Source organism: Pseudomonas sp. MM213 (assembly GCF_020423045.1).
Classification (GTDB): Bacteria; Pseudomonadota; Gammaproteobacteria; order Pseudomonadales; family Pseudomonadaceae; genus Aquipseudomonas; species Aquipseudomonas migulae.
Genome location: NZ_CP081943.1, coordinates 6,491,363 through 6,511,928, shown reverse-complemented (window position 1 = coordinate 6,511,928; position 20,566 = coordinate 6,491,363). Strand labels below are relative to the sequence as shown.

At 58.4% G+C, this 20,566-nt stretch carries 17 protein-coding genes; 4 read left to right on the top strand and 13 right to left on the bottom strand.

Annotated features, from left to right (window positions below):
* Window positions 1-7 precede the first annotated feature (7 nt).
* The 3 genes from K5R88_RS29665 (at window position 8) to K5R88_RS29655 (ending at window position 3,229) form a co-directional block, all read left to right on the top strand.
* The gene (locus K5R88_RS29665; protein ID WP_008039220.1) at window positions 8-721 is read left to right on the top strand and encodes a DUF3108 domain-containing protein; all 714 of its coding nucleotides are present in this window, start codon (window positions 8-10) and stop codon (window positions 719-721) included.
* Between the two features lie 1,169 nt (window positions 722-1,890).
* Window positions 1,891-2,307, top strand: a complete 417-nt coding sequence (locus K5R88_RS29660; protein WP_223451094.1) for an OsmC family protein — start codon at window positions 1,891-1,893, stop codon at window positions 2,305-2,307.
* Window positions 2,308-2,368: 61 nt separating this feature from the next.
* Window positions 2,369-3,229, top strand: a complete 861-nt coding sequence (locus tag K5R88_RS29655; protein WP_226298838.1) for a pirin family protein — start codon at window positions 2,369-2,371, stop codon at window positions 3,227-3,229.
* A gap of 231 nt (window positions 3,230-3,460) precedes the next feature.
* Here K5R88_RS29655 and htpG read toward each other — a convergent pair whose 3' ends face one another.
* The 3 genes from htpG to K5R88_RS29640 form a co-directional block, all read right to left on the bottom strand.
* Complete coding sequence (htpG, locus tag K5R88_RS29650) at window positions 3,461-5,365, bottom strand: molecular chaperone HtpG (protein WP_223449618.1); 1,905 nt, start codon at window positions 5,363-5,365, stop codon at window positions 3,461-3,463.
* Between the two features lie 81 nt (window positions 5,366-5,446).
* A complete protein-coding gene (locus K5R88_RS29645; RefSeq protein ID WP_008032685.1) occupies window positions 5,447-5,899 on the bottom strand; it encodes a PaaI family thioesterase in 453 nt (150 codons plus the stop codon).
* Complete coding sequence (locus K5R88_RS29640; RefSeq protein ID WP_008032683.1) at window positions 5,896-6,372, bottom strand: PaaI family thioesterase; 477 nt, start codon at window positions 6,370-6,372, stop codon at window positions 5,896-5,898. Before K5R88_RS29640 ends, K5R88_RS29645 begins: the two co-directional genes overlap by 4 nt.
* Before the next feature lie 158 nt (window positions 6,373-6,530).
* Between K5R88_RS29640 and K5R88_RS29635 the strand changes: the two genes are divergently transcribed.
* Window positions 6,531-6,764: a hypothetical protein gene (locus tag K5R88_RS29635; protein WP_008039236.1), complete on the top strand. Its 234-nt coding sequence runs from the start codon at window positions 6,531-6,533 to the stop codon at window positions 6,762-6,764.
* 67 nt (window positions 6,765-6,831) lie between these two features.
* Here the strand turns inward: K5R88_RS29635 and K5R88_RS29630 are convergent, their stop codons facing one another.
* From K5R88_RS29630 to sdhA, 10 genes are all read right to left on the bottom strand, one after another.
* Window positions 6,832-7,233 (bottom strand): MAPEG family protein, encoded by a 402-nt coding sequence (locus K5R88_RS29630; protein WP_008039237.1) that lies wholly within the window; start codon window positions 7,231-7,233, stop codon window positions 6,832-6,834.
* Complete coding sequence (locus K5R88_RS29625; RefSeq protein WP_008032675.1) at window positions 7,233-7,970, bottom strand: DUF599 domain-containing protein; 738 nt, start codon at window positions 7,968-7,970, stop codon at window positions 7,233-7,235. The genes K5R88_RS29630 and K5R88_RS29625 overlap by 1 nt, the downstream gene beginning before the upstream one ends.
* A gap of 249 nt (window positions 7,971-8,219) precedes the next feature.
* Entirely contained in the window at window positions 8,220-9,533 is a 1,314-nt protein-coding gene (gene brnQ / locus K5R88_RS29620; protein ID WP_008032674.1) for a branched-chain amino acid transport system II carrier protein, read from the bottom strand.
* A 395-nt stretch (window positions 9,534-9,928) separates the two neighbouring features.
* Complete coding sequence (gene sucD / locus K5R88_RS29615; RefSeq protein ID WP_008032672.1) at window positions 9,929-10,810, bottom strand: succinate--CoA ligase subunit alpha; 882 nt, start codon at window positions 10,808-10,810, stop codon at window positions 9,929-9,931.
* Entirely contained in the window at window positions 10,810-11,976 is a 1,167-nt protein-coding gene (gene sucC, locus K5R88_RS29610; protein WP_007898980.1) for an ADP-forming succinate--CoA ligase subunit beta, read from the bottom strand. Before sucC ends, sucD begins: the two co-directional genes overlap by 1 nt.
* A 196-nt stretch (window positions 11,977-12,172) precedes the next feature.
* Window positions 12,173-13,609: a dihydrolipoyl dehydrogenase gene (gene lpdA / locus K5R88_RS29605; RefSeq protein WP_008032670.1), complete on the bottom strand. Its 1,437-nt coding sequence runs from the start codon at window positions 13,607-13,609 to the stop codon at window positions 12,173-12,175.
* 108 nt (window positions 13,610-13,717) lie between these two features.
* Complete coding sequence (gene odhB / locus K5R88_RS29600) at window positions 13,718-14,941, bottom strand: 2-oxoglutarate dehydrogenase complex dihydrolipoyllysine-residue succinyltransferase (protein WP_192226099.1); 1,224 nt, start codon at window positions 14,939-14,941, stop codon at window positions 13,718-13,720.
* 42 nt (window positions 14,942-14,983) lie between these two features.
* Window positions 14,984-17,815: a 2-oxoglutarate dehydrogenase E1 component gene (locus K5R88_RS29595; protein ID WP_008032666.1), complete on the bottom strand. Its 2,832-nt coding sequence runs from the start codon at window positions 17,813-17,815 to the stop codon at window positions 14,984-14,986.
* Window positions 17,816-18,074: 259 nt separating this feature from the next.
* Window positions 18,075-18,779 carry a succinate dehydrogenase iron-sulfur subunit gene (locus K5R88_RS29590; RefSeq protein WP_008032664.1) on the bottom strand — a complete coding sequence of 235 codons (705 nt, stop codon included), beginning with the start codon at window positions 18,777-18,779 and terminating at the stop codon, window positions 18,075-18,077.
* Window positions 18,780-18,790: 11 nt separating this feature from the next.
* Window positions 18,791-20,566 carry a succinate dehydrogenase flavoprotein subunit gene (gene sdhA, locus K5R88_RS29585; protein WP_008032662.1) on the bottom strand — a complete coding sequence of 592 codons (1,776 nt, stop codon included), beginning with the start codon at window positions 20,564-20,566 and terminating at the stop codon, window positions 18,791-18,793.

The window sequence follows — 20,566 nt, the reverse complement described above, 5'->3', positions numbered from 1 at the left end:
AGATTTTATGCGTCGCGCCCTGCTCTTCGCTTGCGCTCTGCTTGCCCTGCCTTTCGCGCAGGCTGCGGAACTTCAACCCTTCTCCGCCAGCTACACCGCCGACTGGAAGCAGCTGCCCATGAGCGGCACCGCCGAGCGCAGCCTGACCAAGGAAGCCAACGGCGTCTGGAAGCTCAGCTTCAAGGCATCGATGATGATTGCCAGCCTGACCGAAGAAAGCACCCTGACCCTGGACAAGGACACCCTGCTGCCACAGTCCTACCACTTTGAGCGCGGCGGCCTGGGCAAAGCCAAGAAGGCTGACCTGGATTTCGACTGGACCACCAAAATGGTCACCGGCACCGATCGCGGCGACGCGGTCAAGATCCCGCTCAACCGCGGCATGGTCGACAAATCCACTTACCAGTTGGCCCTGCAGCATGACGTGGCCGCCGGCAAGAAAAGCATGAGCTATCAGGTGGTCGATGATGGTGAAGTCGATACTTATGACTTCCGCGTGCTGGGTTCGGAAAAAGTCGACACCAAGGCTGGCCAGATCGACGCGATCAAGGTCGAGCGCGTGCGCGACCCGACACAAAGCAAGCGCATCACCGTGCTGTGGTTCGCCAAGGATTGGGATTACCTGCTGGTTCGCCTGCAACAGGTCGAGACCGACGGCAAGGAGTACAACATCATGCTCCTGGACGGCAAGGTCAACGGCAAGGCTGTCAAAGGCAGCTGATCCGCAGTGATACGAAAAAGCCCCGCCAATGCGGGGTTTTTTTTCGACTTGAAAAAGTAGCGGCTCAAACCTGTAGGAGCGAGACCGGCTTGCCGGCGAAGGCTGCGTGTCAGGCTATGAGGTTTTGGTGGCGTACATATCCATTGCTGCGGTTACGGCTGCTATTGGTTTCGCTTTTACAGCGAGTCACTTGGAGAAGCGCCAAGTAACCAAGCGCTCTTGCCCCTTTCGTTCGGTGCCTCGCCTAGGCTCGGCATACCCTCGCTCCGGTCCTGCTCCGTGGGCCCGCCGCGATCGGCCATCCTTGGCCGTGCGCGGCTAACCCGGCATCCATGCCGGGTTGCCCACTGCGCAGAACCTCCCCTCGGCCTCTCGAGGGGGCGCTCAGATCAAAAGCGGAAGGCGAGCTAACGCTCGGCCTGATGAGTGGTGGAAATCAAAAGCAAACGCCGATCCCTGTAGGAGCCGGCTTGCCGGCGAAAAACGTCTGGACAACGCGTTCATTCAGACAGCCCGCGTTATCGTTGACGTCCATCGCCAGCAAGCTGGCTCCTACAATTTTGAATCGTGTGAACCCAATCCCCGTGTAGGAGCCGGCTTGCTGGCGATAGCGGTGGGTCAGTCGACGTATGTATTGGCTGGACGGGCACCATCGCCAGCAAGCCGGCTCCTACAGGGGATCGGTGTGCACATCCGGAATGAGGGAACGCGCGCACCAAAGAGCCAGGTCGGCTTTCAGGCCGCCTCGGCGGCTGTGGCGGTAGTCGCCCCCTCGAGAGGCCGAGCGCAGGTTCTGCGCAGTGGGCAACCCGGCATGGATGCCGGGTTAGCCGCCCCCGGCCATGGATGGCCGATGGCGGCGGGCCCACGGAGCAGGACCGGAGCGAGGGCATGCCGAGCCTAGGCGAGGCACCGAACGAAAGGGGCAAGAGCGCTTGGTTACTTGGCGCTTCTCCAAGTGACTCGCTGTAAAAGCGAAACCAATGGCGGCCGTTACCGCAGAAATGGATATGTACACCATCAAAAACCATCGCACGCCACAGACTTCGCCCCGAAACCAGGACCAAGGTCCCCCCCCGGCAAGAAAGTGGAACGCGCCAAAGAAGGAATGCTCTATACCTTCAAGGCCTTTTTTGATCGAATGACTATTTCTACTGCCGAGGTTCCCCATGACAGTCACCGTCAACACCGTTTCCGCCGAAGGTTTTCGCCACAGCGTACAAATCGATGACCACGAACTCTTCGCCGATGTCCCGACATCGTCCGGTGGCGAAGGCTCGGCGCCTGAGCCGCACGACTATTTCGATGCAGCGCTCGGCGCATGCAAGGCCCTGACCCTGAAGCTCTACGCGAAGAAGAAAGGCATCCCGCTGACCGGCGTTGGCGTAGAGGTCAAGCGCGACAACAGCCAGGAGCAAAAAGGCAAATACGCCCTGCACGTCAAACTGACCCTCAAGGGCGTGCTCACCGACGCCCAGCGCGACGAACTGCATCGCGTGGCCGACCGCTGCCCAGTGCACAAGCTGATGACCACCAGCGAAGTCAGCATCGAAACCCACCTCTCCGAAGGCGCGTTCAGCCAATAGCGGCAAGGCTCGGGCAAGCGGGTTATGCTCCACGCGTCACCCGCTCAGCCTGGAATGCACCATGAACACTCCGCTCGTGATTCGCCCCCGCGCCGAAGATGTCGAAGGCCAACCGATTCTTCGCCCGTTGCCGTCAGCCAAATGCCGCAGCGTCGGGCCTTTTGTGTTTTTCGACCACATGCTGGAAACCCGTTATCCAGCGGGCAAAGGCATGAACATCCGTCAGCACCCGCACATCGGTCTGTCGACCCTTACCTACTTGTTCGAAGGGAAAATCCAGCACAAGGACAGCCTCGGTTCCGATCAGGTTGTGGAGGCCGGCGACGTCAGCTGGATGACCGCTGGCAGTGCTATTGCCCATGTCGAGCGCACGCCCGGAGCCCTGAAGGCCAGCGGTTTCACGATGCACGGTTTGCAGATCTGGCTGGCATCGCCCAAGGATCATGAGCAAGGCCCGGGACACTACAGCCATCACCCGGCAGCCACGTTGCCGGTCAGCGATAACCTTGGCGTAAAGATCCGGATGATCGCCGGGTCAGGCTTTTGCCTGGAATCGCCAGTGCCGGTGCTTTCTCCTACGCTGTACGCGGAACTGAACCTGCAAACAGCAACCACGCTGCTGATTCCCACCGAGCATGAAGAACGGGCGTTGTATGTGTTGAGCGGTGAGGCGCAGCTCGATGGCGAGCCGATAGAGCCGTACTCGCTAGTGGTGCTGCCTGCCGGGGAAGAAATGACGCTGTTCGCCGAGAGCGACTGTCATGCGGTGTTGTTCGGCGGCGCGCCGCTGGATGGACCGCGACGGATCAACTGGAATTTTGTGTCGAGCGATCCGGCGGCTATCGACGAAGCGCGCCGGCGCTGGGCGGCCGGGGATTGGCCGTCGGTGCCGGGGGAAAGCGAGCGTATTGAGCTGCCTTGAGATTTGTGGCGTTACTGCCGTGCCATCGCGAGCAGACTCACTCCTACGGTAGACCGAGTCGCAATCACTGTTCCCACATTGGAATGCGGTCTACTGTAGGAGCCGGCTTGCTGGCGATGGCGGCGTCGAAATCGCCATCGCCAGCAAGCCGGCTCCTACAGGATCGGGTTCACAGCCAAAAAATTTCAGGTCATAAAAAAACCCGCCGAAGCGGGTTTTTTTACAACGTCGTTAAACCGACAGTTCAACCAGCAGCTTGTTGAGACGGCGCACATACGCGGCCGGGTCTTTCAAGCTGTCGCCGGCCGCCAGGGCCGCCTGATCGAAGAGAATGTGCGACAGGTCGCCGAAGCGCTCGTCGCTCTGCTCGTTGTCGAGCTTCTCGATCAGCGGGTGCGCCGGGTTGAATTCGAAGATCGGCTTCGAATCCGGAACCTTCTGACCGCTGGCTTCCAGGATCTGACGCATCTGCATGCCCAGGTCCTGCTCGCCGATGGCGAGAATCGCCGGGGAGTCGGTCAGACGATGGGAAACCCGCACTTCAGCCACGGATTCGCCCAGCGCAGTTTTCAGACGCTCAACCAGACCTTCTTTGGACTTGGCGACTTCTTCCGCGGCTTTCTTGTCTTCTTCCGAATCCAGGTTGCCCAGGTCGAGGTCACCGCGCGCCACGTCGACAAAGCTCTTGCCGTCGAAGTCGTTGAGGTAGCTCATCAGCCACTCGTCGATGCGGTCGGTCAGCAGCAGCACTTCGATGCCTTTCTTGCGGAAGACTTCCAGGTGCGGGCTGTTTTTGACTTGCGCGTAGGTTTCGCCGGTCAGGTAGTAAATCTTGTCCTGACCTTCCTTGGCGCGAGCCAGATAGTCGGCCAGACCCACAACCTGCTCGCCTTCTTCGCCCTGAGTGGACGCAAAACGCAGCAGGCCGGCGATTTTCTCTTTGTTGGCGAAGTCTTCTGCCGGGCCTTCTTTCATGACCTGACCGAAGTTCTTCCAGAAGCCTTTGTATTGCTCAGGCTCGTTTTTCGCCAGTTTTTCCAGCATGTCCAGCACGCGCTTGGTCAGCGCCGACTTCATGGAGTCGATGATCGGGTCTTTCTGCAGGATTTCCCGCGACACGTTCAGCGACAGGTCATTGGAATCGACCACGCCCTTGATGAAGCGCAGGTACAGCGGCAGGAACGACTCGGCCTGGTCCATGACGAACACACGCTGCACGTACAGCTTCAGGCCTTTCGGCGCTTCACGCTGGTACAGGTCGAAAGGAGCGCGGGTCGGTACGTAGAGCAGCGAGCTGTATTCGAGCTTGCCTTCGACCTTGTTGTGGCTCCAGCTCAGCGGGTTCTCGAAGTCGTGAGCGATGTGCTTGTAGAACTCCTGGTATTCCTCGTCCTTGATCTCGGTACGAGGACGGGTCCACAGGGCGCTGGCGCGGTTGACAGTTTCCCACTCAACAGCTGGCTTCTCTTCGCCTTCGGCGGCTGCCACTTCTTTCGGCAACTCGATCGGCAAAGCGATGTGGTCGGAGTACTTCTTGATGATGTTGCGCAGACGCCAGCCATCGGCGAACTCGTCTTCACCGGACTTCAGGTGCAGGACGATGCGAGTACCACGATCGGCTTTCTCGACGGTGGCAACTTCAAAATCACCTTCGCCCTTCGACGACCAGTGCACGCCTTCGCTGGCGGCAGCACCGGCACGACGGCTGAACACGTCGACTTTGTCGGCGACGATGAAGGCAGAGTAGAAACCCACGCCGAACTGACCGATCAGGTGCGAATCCTTTTTCTGATCGCCCGTCAGGTGTTTCATGAAATCGGCGGTGCCGGATTTGGCGATGGTGCCCAGGTGGGTGATCGCATCTTCACGGCTCATGCCGATGCCGTTGTCTTCGAGGGTGACGGTTTTAGCGTCCTTGTCGAAGCTCACACGGATTTTCAGTTCGGCGCCACCTTCCAGCAACTCAGGCTTGGACAGGGCTTCGAAACGTAATTTGTCGACAGCGTCAGAGGCGTTCGAGATCAATTCGCGAAGGAAGATTTCCTTGTTGGAATACAGCGAATGGATCATGAGGTGCAGCAGCTGCTTCACCTCGGTCTGGAAGCCCAGGGTTTCCTTTTGAGTTTCCACACTCATGGTCATCAAACTCCAATCAGATGGCAGTGGCCGCGACCTAGAGGGTCGGCGGCGGGTTGTCATCAAAGTTGGGGGCTCGGATCAGGATTTCAAGGGCTCATCGATTTTGAAGTGGGCGCGGGCCGTGGCGATGGGTTCGGATTCGGTGCTTTGCCAGGCGGTCACTGCCACGTTTGCGACACGCCGCCCCTGACGGCACACCTGGCAGCGCGCCCACGTATCGCGAAACTGCCCGGCGCGCAGGTAGTCGAGGGAAAAATCGATGATCTTCGGCACACCCGGCGAGCCGGTAAAAATCAGCAGGTGCAAGGCCGCGGACAGCTCCATGAAGCCAGCAATGACGCCGCCGTGAATCGCCGGCAGTAAAGGGTTACCAATGTTGTCCTTGTTCGCCGGCAGGCGAAACAGCAGGTCATCCCCCACCCGCGAACACTCAATACCGATCAGTTTGGCGTAGGGAATCAGATGCAGCAGCGAGGCATAGTCGCCCTGCTCATGGGCCTGTTGCAGTTGTTCCTTGAAGTTGTCGGTCATTTCGCACCTCCGGCGATGGCGCCACCAAACCCTTTGGTGCCTTTGACGCCCTTGCCCATGCGCATGAACGTGCCGACGACATGGGCGATGGGCTGCTCGGGATCGTCCTGATAAGCAAAGCCACGGGCGAAGATCACGTCGGTAGTGACCCGGTAGCACTGGGCAAAACCATAGACGTCCTTATGCGGTTCGGCGGCATGCATGTAGTCGATGCGCAGGTCGAGGGTCGGGCAGACTTCGAATTCGGGCAACACGCAGAGTGTGGCCATGCCGCACGCGGTGTCCATCAGGGAGGTCAATGCCCCGCCATGGATCACGCCGGTTTGCGGATTGCCGACAATTTGCGGGCTGTACGGCAGGATGACCGTCAGTCCATCGCTGCTGGCGCTGTGAACGCGCAAACCAAGTACCTGGCAATGCCTGAGCGCCGAAAGGAATCGCGTCGCGCGCTCAAAAACGGGGTTTTCGGCCATGTGGTAAACACTCTTCTTAGTACTCGGAGATTGTATTAGGTGTATTCGTAAAAGTTCCCGCAGGAATAATCTTATATATCTGAACGAATTGAGGAACTTAACCCTGATGTCCACGCTCGAAAGGCCAGATAGATATTTTCCATAAGGAGAAACACCCCATGCGTAAGACTTTAGCTATTGCCTTGATGTTGACCGCTTCCCTCGGTCTCGCTGCCTGCGATAAAAAATCCGAGGACAAAGCTCAAGAAGCCGATAAACATGCTGAGCAAGCTCAGCAAGACATGAGCAAAGCTCAGGATAAAGTGAACGACGCTGCGAAAGAAAACGCCGAAGCTGCCAAAGCTCAGGCTGAATCGGATGCAGCTGCAGCAAAAGAAGCACCTAAAAACTAAAACAGTTTTTAGCGTGATAAAGAAAACCCGCCAAGTGCGGGTTTTCTTTTGTCTGTCATTTGCCTTGTTAGAGCAAAATAGTTCTAAAAGTCGGACTAATCATCAATAGCAGCGAACACACTAACCCGACAAACCACACCAGACTCCGCTGCCAGGCCAGATCACTCCAATAGCACACTAAGTAAATGACCCGCGTAATCACAAAGATGATTGCCAGCGTATCAATCAGCCACCCCGCCGTTTGCGTGGTGTGCGCCATCAACACCCCCACGGCAAACAATATAAACGCCTCAAAACAGTTCTGATGAGCTGCCACTGCGCGGGCGCCAAACCCTGTGAGTTGTGCCTGTTGCTGGCGCGGCAGATGATTGTCGTAACCGCCCTGCTCTTTCATGGCCCTGGCCACCGGCATGCGGGCCACATAGATCAGCAAGGCACTGATAAACACACACCAGAACGGAATACTCATCAAGCGGCCTCTCGGTTCGCCTCGGGCAATGGCGCCTCTGTAGGGGTATAGACCATCACGTCGAGAACGTCGGAATGAAACTCCCGGCGATACAGCACCAGCACCACGCCAGCGCTCATCAGCATGAACAACCAGGGGCTGACGAACCACGCCAACATGGTCATGCCGAAGTAATAGGAACGCAGGCCGAAGTTGAACTGGTTGGCGGCCATGGAGATGACACGCGCCGCCCGTGCGGCAAAGGCTTTACGCTCCAGCTCGGAAACATGCCGCTCGCCGACCATGGGGGCCGACCCCACCAGAATCGCAGCGAAGTTGTACTGGCGCATGCACCAGCTGAACGTGAAGAACGCATACACAAACACCAGCGCCAGGCACAGCAACTTGATCTCCGACATGCCCTGGGAGGCCTGTTGCACCATCGGGATGTCCGCCAGCAATGACACCGCCCGTTCCGACGCACCGAGCACGGTGAGAATGCCGGCCAGGATAATCAGTGTGCTGGAGGCGAAGAACGAAGCGTTGCGCTCCAGATTGCCGATCACACTGGCATCGGCGATGCGGTTGTCCCGCATCAGCATGCGCCGCATCCAGTCTTCGCGGTACAGGTGCAACACACTGGCCAGGCACGCGGTGTCGCGGCCCTTCCACGTCGCATAACGGGTGTAGCCGCCCCAGCAGATGACAAACCAGATGGCAGCGAGGATGTGGATCAGGTTGGCGTGGATGAACGACATGCAGGTCCTTGTGAGACGTTGGTTGAATCTGTAGGAGCGAGGCTTGCCCGCGAAGGCGGTGTACCTGTCGAAGATTAGGTCGAATGTTACCCCCTCTTCGCGGGCAAGCCTCGCTCCTACAGGTAGTGCTTCGACGTTAGCCGACAAAAAAAGACACTGCCTCACGCGCATAAAAAATGCCCCGTATCGATTGATACGGGGCATTTCCATGTTCGCTCAAGACCCGCTTATGGCGGGCCGTGATACGCCTTAAGCCAGCGCTTCTTCGCGCTTGCCCAGCATGCGGTCGCAAACCACCGCGACCACCAGGGTCATGACCGACGGCACCAGCCACGCCAGGCCCTGCTCACTCAGCGGCAAATGCGCCAATTGCGTCGGCATCCAGTCCGCCAGACCTGCGCCCTTGAGCGCGTCGATCAGGCCGAAGATGAACGACACCAGCATCACCGGACCGACGATGCGGCCCTGCTCATGCCAGAAGTCCTTGCAGAAGCTCAGGGCGACCAGCGCGATGCACGGCGGGTAGATCGCGGTGAGGACCGGGATCGAGAATGCGATCAGCTTGGTGAGGCCCAGGTTGGACACCAGCAGGGAGAACGCAGCGAGGATGATGACCAAGGTCTTGTAGGACAGTGGCAGCACACGACTGAAGTATTCGGCACAGGCACACGTCAGACCGACCGCCGTAACCAGGCAGGCCAACGAAATCAGCACAGCGAGGAAACCACTGCCCAAGGAGCCAAAGGTGTGTTGAACGTAGGCGTGCAACACCGCCGCGCCGTTGGTCGCACCGGCGGCCACTTCATGGCTGCCCGAACCTAGGCGAAACAGGCTGACGTACACCAGCGCCAGACCGACGCCGGCAATCAGCCCGGCAATGATCGCGTAACGGGTGATCAGCGCCGGAGAATCCACGCCACGGGAACGGATGGCGTTGACGATAACGATGCCGAACACCAGCGCGCCCAGGGTATCCATGGTCAGGTAACCATTGATGAAGCCCTGGGAGAATGGCGCCGCGACATACTCGGGCGTCGCCACGCCGATATCACCGGCCGGCAACGCGAACGCGGCGATGCCGAGGGCGGCCAGGGCGATAATCTTCAGCGGTGCGAGGAAACGTCCTACGGTGTCCAGCAAACGACCCGGGTAGAGCGAGATGAAGAACACCAGCAGGAAGTACACCGAGCTATAGAGGAACAGCGCCAGCGGGCTTTCGCCGGTCAGCGGCGCCAGGCCCACTTCGAACGATACGGTCGCGGTGCGCGGCGTCGCGAACAGCGGGCCAACGGCGAGGTAGCACGCAGCGGCCAGCAAGCCACCGGCGATTTTGCCGATCGGGCTGCTCAAGGCATCCATCGCACCACCGACTTTGGCCAGGGCAACGACAGTGATCACCGGCAGACCGACCGCGGTGATCAGAAAGCCCAGCGCCGCCATCCAGACATGAGGTCCGGACTGCAAACCGACGATAGGCGGGAAGATGATGTTGCCAGCCCCGACGAACAGGGCAAACGTCATAAAACCAAGTGCCAGGATGTCCTGGCCTTTCAACACTTTCATTAAGGAAATACCACACTACTGAATCGGAATTTAGAGAGGGATTTCCCTTATGGGTGAGGGAAATGCTGTCGACCCGTATAGGACCGACCCTTTAGCGCGAAGCTTCCTTGTGGGATGCGGACGCAAAAATGGCGGCTAGCCTAACGAATTTGAGCGACAAACGCACTGTTAGAGGGCGAACTATCCGATCTGCGACATTTTCGTGTCGCGTTTTCATACGTAATGTTCACGGTCTGTGTAGGAGCCGGCTTGCTGGCGATTGGCGGTGTGTCTGAAACACCGCGTCGCGGGAATCGCCAGCAAGCCGGCTCCTACAGATGTTTGATTCATCCGGAAACGACAAAGGCCACCCGAAGGTGGCCTTTGTTTGGTGAAGCGTCAGCTAAGCGCGAGGCTTACTTGACAGCCCAACCAGTCAGCTCGGCCAGGGCCTTGCCGATGTCTGCCAGCGAACGCACGGTTTTAACGCCTGCGTCTTGCAGTGCAGCGAATTTCTCGTCTGCAGTGCCTTTGCCGCCAGAGATGATTGCGCCAGCATGGCCCATGCGCTTGCCCGGAGGAGCAGTCACACCAGCGATGTAGGAAACAACCGGCTTGGTCACGTGTGCCTTGATGTAGGCAGCCGCTTCCTCTTCAGCCGAACCGCCGATCTCACCGATCATCACGATCGCTTCGGTCTTCGGGTCTTCCTGGAACAGCTTCAGGATGTCGATGAAGTTCGAACCCGGGATCGGGTCACCACCGATGCCGACGCAAGTCGACTGACCGAAACCGGCGTCAGTAGTTTGCTTCACAGCTTCGTAGGTCAGGGTGCCGGAACGGGAAACGATACCGACCTTGCCTGGCAAGTGAATGTGACCTGGCATGATGCCGATCTTGCATTCGCCTGGAGTGATCACGCCTGGGCAGTTAGGGCCGATCAGGGTGATACCCAGCTCGTCGCACTTAACTTTAGCGTCCAGCATGTCCAGGGTAGGAATGCCTTCGGTGATGCAAACGATCAGCTTGATGCCGCCGAATGCTGCTTCCAGGATGGAGTCCTTGCAGAAAGGAGCTGGAACGTAGATCACGCTGGCGGTGGCGCCAGTGGCAGCTACAGCGTCTTTCACGGTGTTGAACACTGGCAGACCCAGGTGCTCGGTGCCGCCTTTACCAGGAGTTACACCACCAACCATCTTGGTGCCGTACTCGATGGCTTGCTGGGTGTGGAAACTACCTTGCGAACCGGTAATACCCTGGCAGATAACTTTGGTGTCTTTATTGATCAGGACGCTCATTATTTGCCCTCCGCAGCTTTAACGACTTGTTGAGCAGCGTCGGTCAGGCTGGTAGCAGCGATGATGTTCAAACCGCTTTCTGCCAGTACTTTAGCGCCCAGCTCAGCGTTGTTGCCTTCAAGGCGAACAACAACCGGGATTTTCACGCCGACTTCTTTCACAGCGCCGATGATGCCTTCGGCAATCATGTCGCAACGAACGATGCCGCCGAAGATGTTGACCAGTACTGCAGCGACGTTAGTGTCGGACAGGATGATCTTGAACGCTTCGGTAACGCGTTCTTTGGTAGCACCGCCGCCCACGTCGAGGAAGTTGGCTGGTTTGCCGCCATGCAGGTTGACGATGTCCATGGTACCCATGGCCAGGCCAGCACCGTTGACCATGCAACCGATGTTGCCTTCCAGCGCTACGTAGTTCAGTTCGAACTTGGCAGCGTGCGCTTCGCGCGGATCGTCTTGCGACGGATCGTGGAAAGTCTTCAGCTTAGGCTGACGGTACATGGCGTTGGCGTCGATGTTGATCTTGGCGTCGAGGCAATGCAGATCGCCGTCAGCCTTGATCACCAGCGGGTTCACTTCCAGCAGAGCCAGGTCGTGATCCTTGAACAGCTTGGCCAGACCTACGAAGATCTTGGCGAACTGAGCAACCTGCTTGCCTTCCAGACCCAGCTGGAATGCCAGCTCGCGCCCCTGGAATGGCTGAGCGCCAACCAGTGGATCGATAGTGGCTTTCAGAATTTTTTCTGGAGTGTCGTGAGCGATTTTCTCGATGTCCACGCCACCTTCGGTGGAAGCCATGAACACGATACGACGGCTCGAACGGTCAACGACAGCGCCCAGGTACAGCTCTTTAGCGATATCAGTGCACGATTCAACCAGGATCTTGGTGACTGGCTGACCATTGGCGTCAGTCTGGTAAGTCACCAGACGCTTGCCCAGCCACTGCTGTGCGAAGGCTTTGGCGTCTTCTTTGCTGCGAACCAGCTTAACGCCGCCCGCTTTACCGCGACCACCAGCGTGGACCTGGGCTTTGACAACCCACTCGGTGCCGCCGATTTTGTCGCAAGCTTCTGCTGCTGCTTCCGGGGTGTCTACCGCATAACCGGTGGAAACTGGCAGGCCGTATTCAGCGAACAGCTGCTTACCCTGATACTCGTGAAGATTCATGCTTATTACCGTCTTCGTTAGGTACTGCGCATTCGGTGCTGCACTTGTTCAAGTGCCGCACCACCTGTGACTGCTGCTTGCGTAGCCTTTCCGGATACCCGGTGCAGCCACGCAAGACTGCGTCCAGCGGATATTCCGCGGTGAGTCTTGCATGCAAGGCTCACGACGGGCCATACCGCCGTGGTTTCTTATTGTCTTAACGCTTCTTGCGGTTGGCGATGTGGATGGCGCCGCCATTCACAGCCAGAGCTGCTTCGTGCAAGGCTTCAGACAGGGTCGGATGGGAGAAAACCATCATGCCCAGGTCTTCAGCGCTGGTGCCGAATTCCATGCCGATCGCGCCCTGCTGAACCAGTTCTGCAGCGCTCGGGCCAATCACGTGGACGCCCAATACGCGGTCAGTCTTGGCATCGGCAATGACTTTCACGAAACCGCCGGTGTCGTTGGCTGCCATGGCACGGCCACTGGCTGCGAACGGGAAGGTGCCAACGTTAACTTCAACGCCTTCAGCCTTCAAGGTCTGCTCGGTTTTGCCGACCCATGCGATTTCCGGGTGAGTATAAATAACCGAAGGGATCAGGTCATAGTTGATTTGCGCTTTGTGGCCCTTGATGCGCTCAACCACCATGATGCCTTCTTCGGACGCCTTGTGCGCCAGCATCATGCCGCGAACCACGTCACCGATCGCGTAAACGCCCGGTACGCTGGTAGCGCACTGGTCGTCAACGAATACGAAACCGCGCTCGTCGATGGTCACACCGCTGTCGGCAGCCAACAGTTCGGTGGTCACTGGACGGCGACCAACGGCAACGATCAGCTTGTCAAAGGTGATGCTCTGTTCGCCGTTGGCGTCGGTGTAGTTCACAACGACTTCGTCGCCGTTCACTTTGGAACCGGTGACGCGAGCGCCCAGCTTGATGTCCAGACCTTGTTTGGTCAGGGTTTTGTAGGCTTCTTTGGAAACGGCGTCGTCAGCAGCCGGCAGGAACTTCTCCAGCGCTTCCAGAACAACCACTTCAGCGCCCAGGCGCGACCATACCGAACCCAGTTCCAGACCGATTACGCCAGCGCCGATAACGCCCAGACGCTTGGGTACGGATTGGAATTCCAGTGCGCCGGTCGAATCGACGATCACTTTCTGGTCAACAGGAGCCGGTGGAATGTCGATCGGGCGCGAACCCGAAGCCAGAATCACGTTCTCGGCTTCGATGATTTCAACGCTGCCGTCTGGCTTGGTCAGTTCGACTTTCTTGCCGGCCAGCAGTTTGCCGTGGCCTTGCAGGGAAGTGACGCCGTTCGCCTTGAACAGGGTGGCAACGCCAGAGGTCAGGCCTTTGACGATGTTGGCTTTACGGCCAACCATTGCCGACACGTCCATGGTCACGCCAGCGTGATTGATACCGTGGATCGCGAAGCCTTCTTTGGCTTCCTTGTATTTCCAGGAGCTGTCCAGCAGCGCCTTGGATGGAATGCAACCGACGTTCAGGCAAGTACCGCCGAGGGCCAGTTTGCCTTCCTTGTCGGTGTATTTCTCGATGCAGGCAGTGGTGAGGCCCAGTTGCGCTGCTTTAATGGCAGCCACGTAACCGCCAGGGCCCGCGCCAATCACTACCACGTCGAATTTCTGAGTCATGTGTCATTCCTTCTCGAATCAAACCGGACGGCCCCTTATGGGGACCGTCGTGGGACGAAGCTGGTCATTACAGACGGGCCGCCATCCTGCACGGCCCATGCAACGAAATCAGATATCCAGCAGCAAACGAGCCGGGTCTTCCAGCAGGTTCTTGATGGTAACCAGGAAGGTCACAGCTTCTTTGCCATCGATCAGACGGTGATCGTAGGACAGAGCCAGGTACATCATCGGACGGATTACGACCTGACCGTTGATCGCCATAGGACGCTGCAGAATGTTGTGCATGCCCAGGATGGCCGCTTGCGGCGGGTTGACGATCGGAGTCGACATCATCGAACCGAAGGTACCACCGTTGGTGATGGTGAACGTGCCGCCGGTCATTTCGTCCATCGACAGTTTGCCGTCGCGAGCCTTCTTGCCGAAGGTGGCGATGCCGCCTTCGATTTCAGCCAGGCTCATCAGTTCGGCGTTACGCAGAACCGGTACAACCAGGCCGCGGTCGCTGGAAACAGCAACGCCGACGTCAGCGTAGCCGTGGTAAACGATGTCGCCACCGTCGATCGATGCGTTGACAGCCGGGAAGCGTTTCAGCGCTTCGGTGGCAGCCTTGACGAAGAACGACATGAAGCCCAGGCGTACGCCGTTGTGGGACTTCTCGAACAGGTCCTTGTACTTCGAACGCAGGGCCATGACTTCGGTCATGTCGACTTCGTTGAAGGTGGTCAGCATCGCCATGTTCGACTGAGCTTCTACCAGACGCTTGGCCACGGTAGCGCGAACGCGGGTCATCGGTACGCGCTTCTCGATGCGGTCGCCAGCGGCGAACACAGGAGCAGCGCCAGCTGGAGCGGCAGCCTTGGCAGGCGCGGCAGCCGGAGCGGCTTTCTTGGCAGCAACGGCTGCAACCACGTCTTCCTTGGTCACACGACCGCCTTTGCCGGTGCCGGCAACGGAAGCGATGTTGATACCGTTTTCTTCAGCCAGCTTGCGAGCAGCCGGTGCAGCAACAGGATCGTCTTCGCCTTCGGCGGCTGGAGCAGCAGCCTGTGCAGCGGCCGGAGCAGCAGCGGCAGCCGGAGCAGCGGCAGCAGCGCCGCCTTCAACGATGGAGCCCAGGACTTCGTCGGACAGAACGGTGTCGCCTTCGTTCTTGACGATAGCGCCCAGCACGCCGTCGGCAGTGGCCAACACTTCCAGAACAACCTTGTCGGTTTCGATATCGACGATCAGGTCGTCACGCTTTACAGCGTCGCCCGGTTGCTTGTGCCAGGTGGCAACGGTGCCATCGGCAACCGATTCCGGGAAAGTGGGGGCTTTGATTTCGATAGCCATTATCTGTGAGTCCTTAAATTCGGTTTCAGGTGCGCGAAGGCGTTAAACAGTAAAGGCGTCTTGCAGCAGTTTTTCCTGCTGCTCAGCGTGCATCGATGCGTAACCGCATGCAGGTGCAGCAGAAGCCTCACGGCCCGCGTACTCAAGTACGAGAGACTTGTTGAGATTGCTGATGCTACGACGCATGTGGTGTTGGCTGCAGTACCACGCACCCTGGTTCATCGGCTCTTCCTGGCACCACACGGCATTTTTGACGTTGGTGTAAGGAGCCAGGACTTCTTTCAAGTCGTCCTCAGGGAATGGGTACAGTTGCTCGATACGCACGATGGCGATGTCATCACGACCTTCGGCACGGCGTTTTTCCAGCAGGTCGTAGTAGACCTTGCCGCTACACAGAACAACGCGCTCGACCTTTTTCGGGTCCAGTGCATCGATTTCCGGGATAACGGTCTGGAACGAACCTTCGGCCAGATCTTCCAGAGTCGAGATGGCCAGCTTGTGACGCAGCAGCGACTTCGGAGTCAGAACGATCAATGGCTTGCGCAGCGGGCGAATCACCTGACGACGCAGCAAGTGGTAGATCTGAGCCGGCGTAGTCGGTACGGCTACCTGAATGTTGTGCTCGGCGCACAGTTGCAGGTAACGCTCCAGACGAGCCGACGAGTGCTCCGGCCCCTGACCTTCATAACCGTGCGGCAGCAGCATGGTCAGACCGCAGAGACGACCCCACTTGTGCTCGCCACTGGTGATGAACTGGTCGATAACCACCTGGGCACCGTTGGCGAAGTCGCCGAACTGGGCTTCCCAGATCACCAGCGCTTCAGGCGTGGTGGTCGAATAACCGTACTCGAACGCCAGAACCGCTTCTTCGGACAGGAACGAATCGTACAGGTCGAAACGTGGCTGGCCGTTGTACAGGTTCTGCAACGGGATGTAGGTACCCGCGTCTTTCTGGTTGTGCAAGACAGCGTGACGGTGCGAGAACGTACCGCGACCGATGTCCTGACCCGTCATGCGAATCGGGTGACCTTCGAACGCCAGGGTCGCGTACGCCATGGTTTCGGCGTAACCCCAGTTGATCGGCAGGCCGCCGGCTTGCATCTTCTGACGGTCTTCGTAGATTTTCGAAACCTGGCGCTGAACCACGAAGCCTTCTGGAATTTCCAGCAGCTTGGCGGACAGTTCCTGCAAGGTCTTCAGATCGAAACGCGTGTCGTGACGTGCAGTCCAGGCGTGGCCCAGGTACGGACGCCAGTCCACGAACAACTCTTTGTTCGGCTCTTTGACCAGGCTTTTTACAACATGCAGACCGTTGTCCAGCGCGTTGCGGTATTCGTCGACTTTCGACTGAACACGCTCAACGTCCAGCACACCGCTCTGAGTCAGGCGATCGGCATACAGTTCACGGGTGGTGCGCTGTTTGGTGATCTGCTGGTACATCAGAGGCTGGGTGCCGCTAGGCTCGTCGGCCTCGTTGTGGCCGCGACGACGGTAGCAGACCAGGTCGATCACCACGTCACGCTTGAATTGCATGCGGTAGTCGATGGCCAGCTGGGTCACGAACAACACGGCTTCCGGATCATCACCATTCACATGGAGGATCGGCGCCTGGATCATCTTCGCAACGTCGGTCGCGTACTCGGTGGAACGCGAGTCCAGCGGGTTGCTGATGGTGAAACCGACCTGGTTGTTGATCACGATGTGCACGGTGCCGCCGGTCTTGAAACCGCGGGTCTGCGACATCTGGAAGGTTTCCATCACCACGCCCTGACCGGCGAATGCCGCGTCACCGTGGATGGAGATCGGCAGAACCTTCTCACCGGTAGGGTCGTTACGACGATCCTGACGGGCGCGAACCGAACCTTCGACCACTGGAGATACGATTTCCAGGTGGGACGGGTTGAACGCCATGGCCAGGTGAACTTCACCGCCGGCGGTCATCACGTTGGACGAGAAGCCCTGGTGGTATTTAACGTCACCGGAACCCAGCTCGACCTTCTTCTTGCCTTCGAACTCGTCGAACAGCTCACGCGGGTTCTTGCCGAAGGTGTTGACCAGCACGTTCAGACGACCACGGTGGGCCATGCCGATCACGATTTCCTTGGTGCCGTAGGAACCGGAACGCTGGATCAACTCGTCGAGCATCGGAATCAGGCTTTCGCCGCCTTCCAGACCGAAACGCTTGGTGCCCGGGTATTTGGTGCCCAGGTATTTTTCCAGGCCTTCACCGGCAGTGACGCGCTCGAGCAGGTGGCTCTTGATGTCGGCGGAGTACGTCGGACGACCACGCACGCTTTCCAGACGCTGCTGGAACCACTGGCGCTGCTCGGAATCGGTGATATGCGTGAATTCAGCGCCGATGGTGCGGCAATATGTCTGCTGCAACGCTTCGTGAATTTCGCGTAGGCTCGCCTCCTCTTTGCCGATGAACAGGTCGCCGGCACGGAAGGTCGTATCAAGATCGGCATTGGTCAAGCCGTAATGATTGATTGACAGGTCTGCAGGTGCAGGACGCTGCCACAGTCCCAGCGGGTCAAGCTGAGCTGCCTGGTGGCCACGCATACGGTAGGCCTGGATCAATCGCAGCACTTCAACTTGCTTCTTCTCGTGCTCACTGCTCACGCTGCCGGCGGAAACCGGTTGGGCGCGGCGCTGGTTCTTTGCCAGCAAGACGAAATGATCGCGAATTGTGGAGTGCGAAACATCGGTGGCAGAGTTGCCTTCGGTCGGCAACTTCTGAAAGTAGGTGCGCCACTCTTCTGGCACAGCGTTAGGGTCGTGCAGGTAGAGCTCATAAAGCTCTTCCACATAGGCAGCGTTACCTCCGGAAAGGTAGGCGCTGTTCCACATGCGCTGCATCACGCTTTCTTGCATGCTTGGTCACCCTCGGTTAGGGGAACACCATCGGCGTCGACACCGAGCAAACTTGCAGAAGTCCGAATGCAGCGACCAAAACAAGCCACTTAGGATCACGCTGATAGTCCGGGTACCAGCCCGGATGCCCCTGCTTGTCTCATTTCTTCAAAATAAGAGCGGCAGCTTTGTGAGCTGCTGCTCAGGTTAAAACTACGGCGCCGGTTGAAGCCTGCGCCGTAGCATCTACGGGTACAGCGGTCCTACGGGTACTGCTGAATCACACGCCGCTTTGCAGCAACATGTGACGTACGTGACCGATGGCCTTAGTCGGGTTCAGGCCTTTCGGACAAACGTTTACACAGTTCATGATCCCGCGGCAGCGGAATACGCTGAACGGGTCATCCAGCGCAGCCAGACGCTCGGATGTCTTGGTGTCGCGGCTGTCTGCCAGGAAGCGATACGCTTGCAGCAGAGCAGCTGGACCCAGGAACTTGTCCGGGTTCCACCAGAAGGACGGGCAAGAGGTCGAGCAGCAAGCGCACAGGATGCACTCGTACAGACCGTCGAGCTTTTCACGCTCTTCAGGGGACTGCAGACGCTCGATGGCCGGAGCCGGCGTGTCGTTCTGCAGGTATGGCTTAACCTTTTCGTATTGCTTGTAGAAGATGCTCATATCGACGACCAGGTCACGGATAACCGGCAAACCTGGCAGCGGACGAACGATCAGCTTGTTACCTTTTACGACAGAAGACAGCGGCGTGACGCATGCCAGAGCGTTTTTGCCGTTGATGTTCATGCCGTCGGAACCGCAAACGCCTTCACGGCAAGAGCGACGATAGGAGAAACCTTCGTCCTGCTCTTTGATCAGGGCCAGCACGTCCAGGACCATCAGGTCTTTACCACCGGTATCGACCTGGAATTCCTGCATGAACGGCGCGGCGTCCTGATCAGGGTTGTAGCGATAAACACTGACTTGCAACATGGCGGCCACCCTTAATAAGTCCGAATCTTAGGTTCAAAAGTCGGAACAGTCTTCGGCGAGAAGTTCACAGCACGCTTGGTCACGCGCTTGTCACCCGGGAAGTACAGGGTGTGGCACAGCCAGTTTTCGTCGTCGCGATCTTCGTAGTCTTCACGGGCGTGAGCGCCGCGGGACTCTTTGCGGATCTCTGCAGCGATGGCGGTGGCTTCGGCCACTTCCAGCAGGTTCTGCAGTTCCAGGGCTTCGATTCGAGCAGTGTTGAACGCCTGGCTCTTGTCGTTGATCTTGACGTTGGCGATACGGCCACGCAGATCAGCCAGCTGAGCGATACCCTTCTGCATGTATTCGCCGGTACGGAATACACCGAAGTAGTTCTGCATGCAGCTTTGCAGTTCTTTACGCAGGGTAGCGACGTCTTCGCCTTCGGTACGCGAGTTCAGGCCATCGAGACGTGCCAGGGCAGCGTCGATGTCGGACTGGCGTGGACGGGCGTAATCAACGCCTTCTTTCAGGGTCTGCTCCAGGAACAGACCGGCCGCACGGCCGAATACCACCAGGTCGAGCAGCGAGTTGCCGCCCAGACGGTTGGCACCGTGAACCGATACGCACGCCACTTCGCCTACTGCGAACAGACCAGGAATGATCTGGTCAACGCCGTCAGCGTCCTGAGTGATTGCCTGGCCATGAATGTTGGTGGCAACGCCGCCCATCATATAGTGGCAGGTTGGAACGACCGGAATCGGCGCCACGGCTGGATCGACGTGGGCGAAGGTCTTGGACAGTTCCATGATGCCTGGCAGACGGCTGTGCAGAACTTCTTCACCGAGGTGATCGAGTTTCAGCATTACGTGGTCGCCATCGGGACCGCAACCGTTGCCGGCGATGATTTCTTTAACCATCGAACGAGCAACAACGTCACGACCAGCAAGGTCTTTGGCGTTCGGAGCATAACGCTCCATGAAACGCTCGCCGTGCTTGTTGATCAGGTAACCGCCTTCACCGCGGCAACCTTCTGTAACCAGTACACCGGCGCCGGCGATGCCGGTCGGGTGGAACTGCCACATTTCAATGTCTTGTACCGGCACGCCAGCACGCAGAGCCATGCCGACGCCGTCACCGGTGTTGATCAGGGCATTGGTGGTGGACGAGTAGATACGACCTGCACCGCCAGTCGCCAATACGGTCGCGTTAGCGCGAACGTAGGAGGTTTCACCGGTTTCGATGCAGATGACGATCATGCCGACAAAGGCACCGTCTTCGTTCTTAACCAGGTCGACGCCGTAGTATTCGTTGAGGAATACGGTGCCGGCCTTCAGGTTGGCCTGGTACAGGGTGTGCAGCAGTGCGTGACCGGTACGGTCGGCAGCGGCGCACGTACGTGCAGCCTGGCCACCTTTACCGAAGTCTTTCGACTGACCGCCGAACGGACGCTGGTAGATGCGGCCTTGTTCGGTGCGGGAGAACGGCAAGCCCATGTGCTCGAGCTCGAAGACCGCTTCCGGGCCTACGGAACACATGTATTCGATAGCGTCCTGGTCACCGATGTAGTCGGAACCCTTGACGGTATCGTACATGTGCCAGCGCCAGTCATCGTTCGGATCAGCAGACGCGATGGCGCAGGTGATGCCGCCCTGGGCGGATACGGTGTGCGAACGAGTCGGGAAAACCTTGGTGACAACGGCAGTCTTGTGACCGCCCTGTGCCAGCTGCAGAGCAGCGCGCATGCCAGCACCGCCGCCGCCAATGATGATGGCGTCGAACGAAAGCGTATTAACTGTAGTAGACAT

Excerpts from the sequence above, each read along its gene's own strand:
- K5R88_RS29595 (WP_008032666.1), bottom strand. The coding sequence starts at position 17,815 with ATGCAAGAAAGCGTGATGCAGCGCATGTGGAACAGCGCCTACCTTTCC.
- K5R88_RS29625 (WP_008032675.1), bottom strand. The coding sequence starts at position 7,970 with ATGTCGTTCATCCACGCCAACCTGATCCACATCCTCGCTGCCATCTGG.
- K5R88_RS29665 (WP_008039220.1), top strand. The coding sequence starts at position 8 with ATGCGTCGCGCCCTGCTCTTCGCTTGCGCTCTGCTTGCCCTGCCTTTC.
- K5R88_RS29655 (WP_226298838.1), top strand. The coding sequence starts at position 2,369 with ATGAACACTCCGCTCGTGATTCGCCCCCGCGCCGAAGATGTCGAAGGC.
- K5R88_RS29635 (WP_008039236.1), top strand. The coding sequence starts at position 6,531 with ATGCGTAAGACTTTAGCTATTGCCTTGATGTTGACCGCTTCCCTCGGT.
- sdhA (WP_008032662.1), bottom strand. The coding sequence starts at position 20,566 with ATGTCTACTACAGTTAATACGCTTTCGTTCGACGCCATCATCATTGGC.
- lpdA (WP_008032670.1), bottom strand. The coding sequence starts at position 13,609 with ATGACTCAGAAATTCGACGTGGTAGTGATTGGCGCGGGCCCTGGCGGT.
- K5R88_RS29645 (WP_008032685.1), bottom strand. The coding sequence starts at position 5,899 with ATGACCGACAACTTCAAGGAACAACTGCAACAGGCCCATGAGCAGGGC.
- K5R88_RS29640 (WP_008032683.1), bottom strand. The coding sequence starts at position 6,372 with ATGGCCGAAAACCCCGTTTTTGAGCGCGCGACGCGATTCCTTTCGGCG.
- brnQ (WP_008032674.1), bottom strand. The coding sequence starts at position 9,533 with ATGAAAGTGTTGAAAGGCCAGGACATCCTGGCACTTGGTTTTATGACG.
- K5R88_RS29590 (WP_008032664.1), bottom strand. The coding sequence starts at position 18,779 with ATGTTGCAAGTCAGTGTTTATCGCTACAACCCTGATCAGGACGCCGCG.
- odhB (WP_192226099.1), bottom strand. The coding sequence starts at position 14,941 with ATGGCTATCGAAATCAAAGCCCCCACTTTCCCGGAATCGGTTGCCGAT.
- sucD (WP_008032672.1), bottom strand. The coding sequence starts at position 10,810 with ATGAGCGTCCTGATCAATAAAGACACCAAAGTTATCTGCCAGGGTATT.
- K5R88_RS29660 (WP_223451094.1), top strand. The coding sequence starts at position 1,891 with ATGACAGTCACCGTCAACACCGTTTCCGCCGAAGGTTTTCGCCACAGC.
- sucC (WP_007898980.1), bottom strand. The coding sequence starts at position 11,976 with ATGAATCTTCACGAGTATCAGGGTAAGCAGCTGTTCGCTGAATACGGC.
- K5R88_RS29630 (WP_008039237.1), bottom strand. The coding sequence starts at position 7,233 with ATGAGTATTCCGTTCTGGTGTGTGTTTATCAGTGCCTTGCTGATCTAT.
- htpG (WP_223449618.1), bottom strand. The coding sequence starts at position 5,365 with ATGAGTGTGGAAACTCAAAAGGAAACCCTGGGCTTCCAGACCGAGGTG.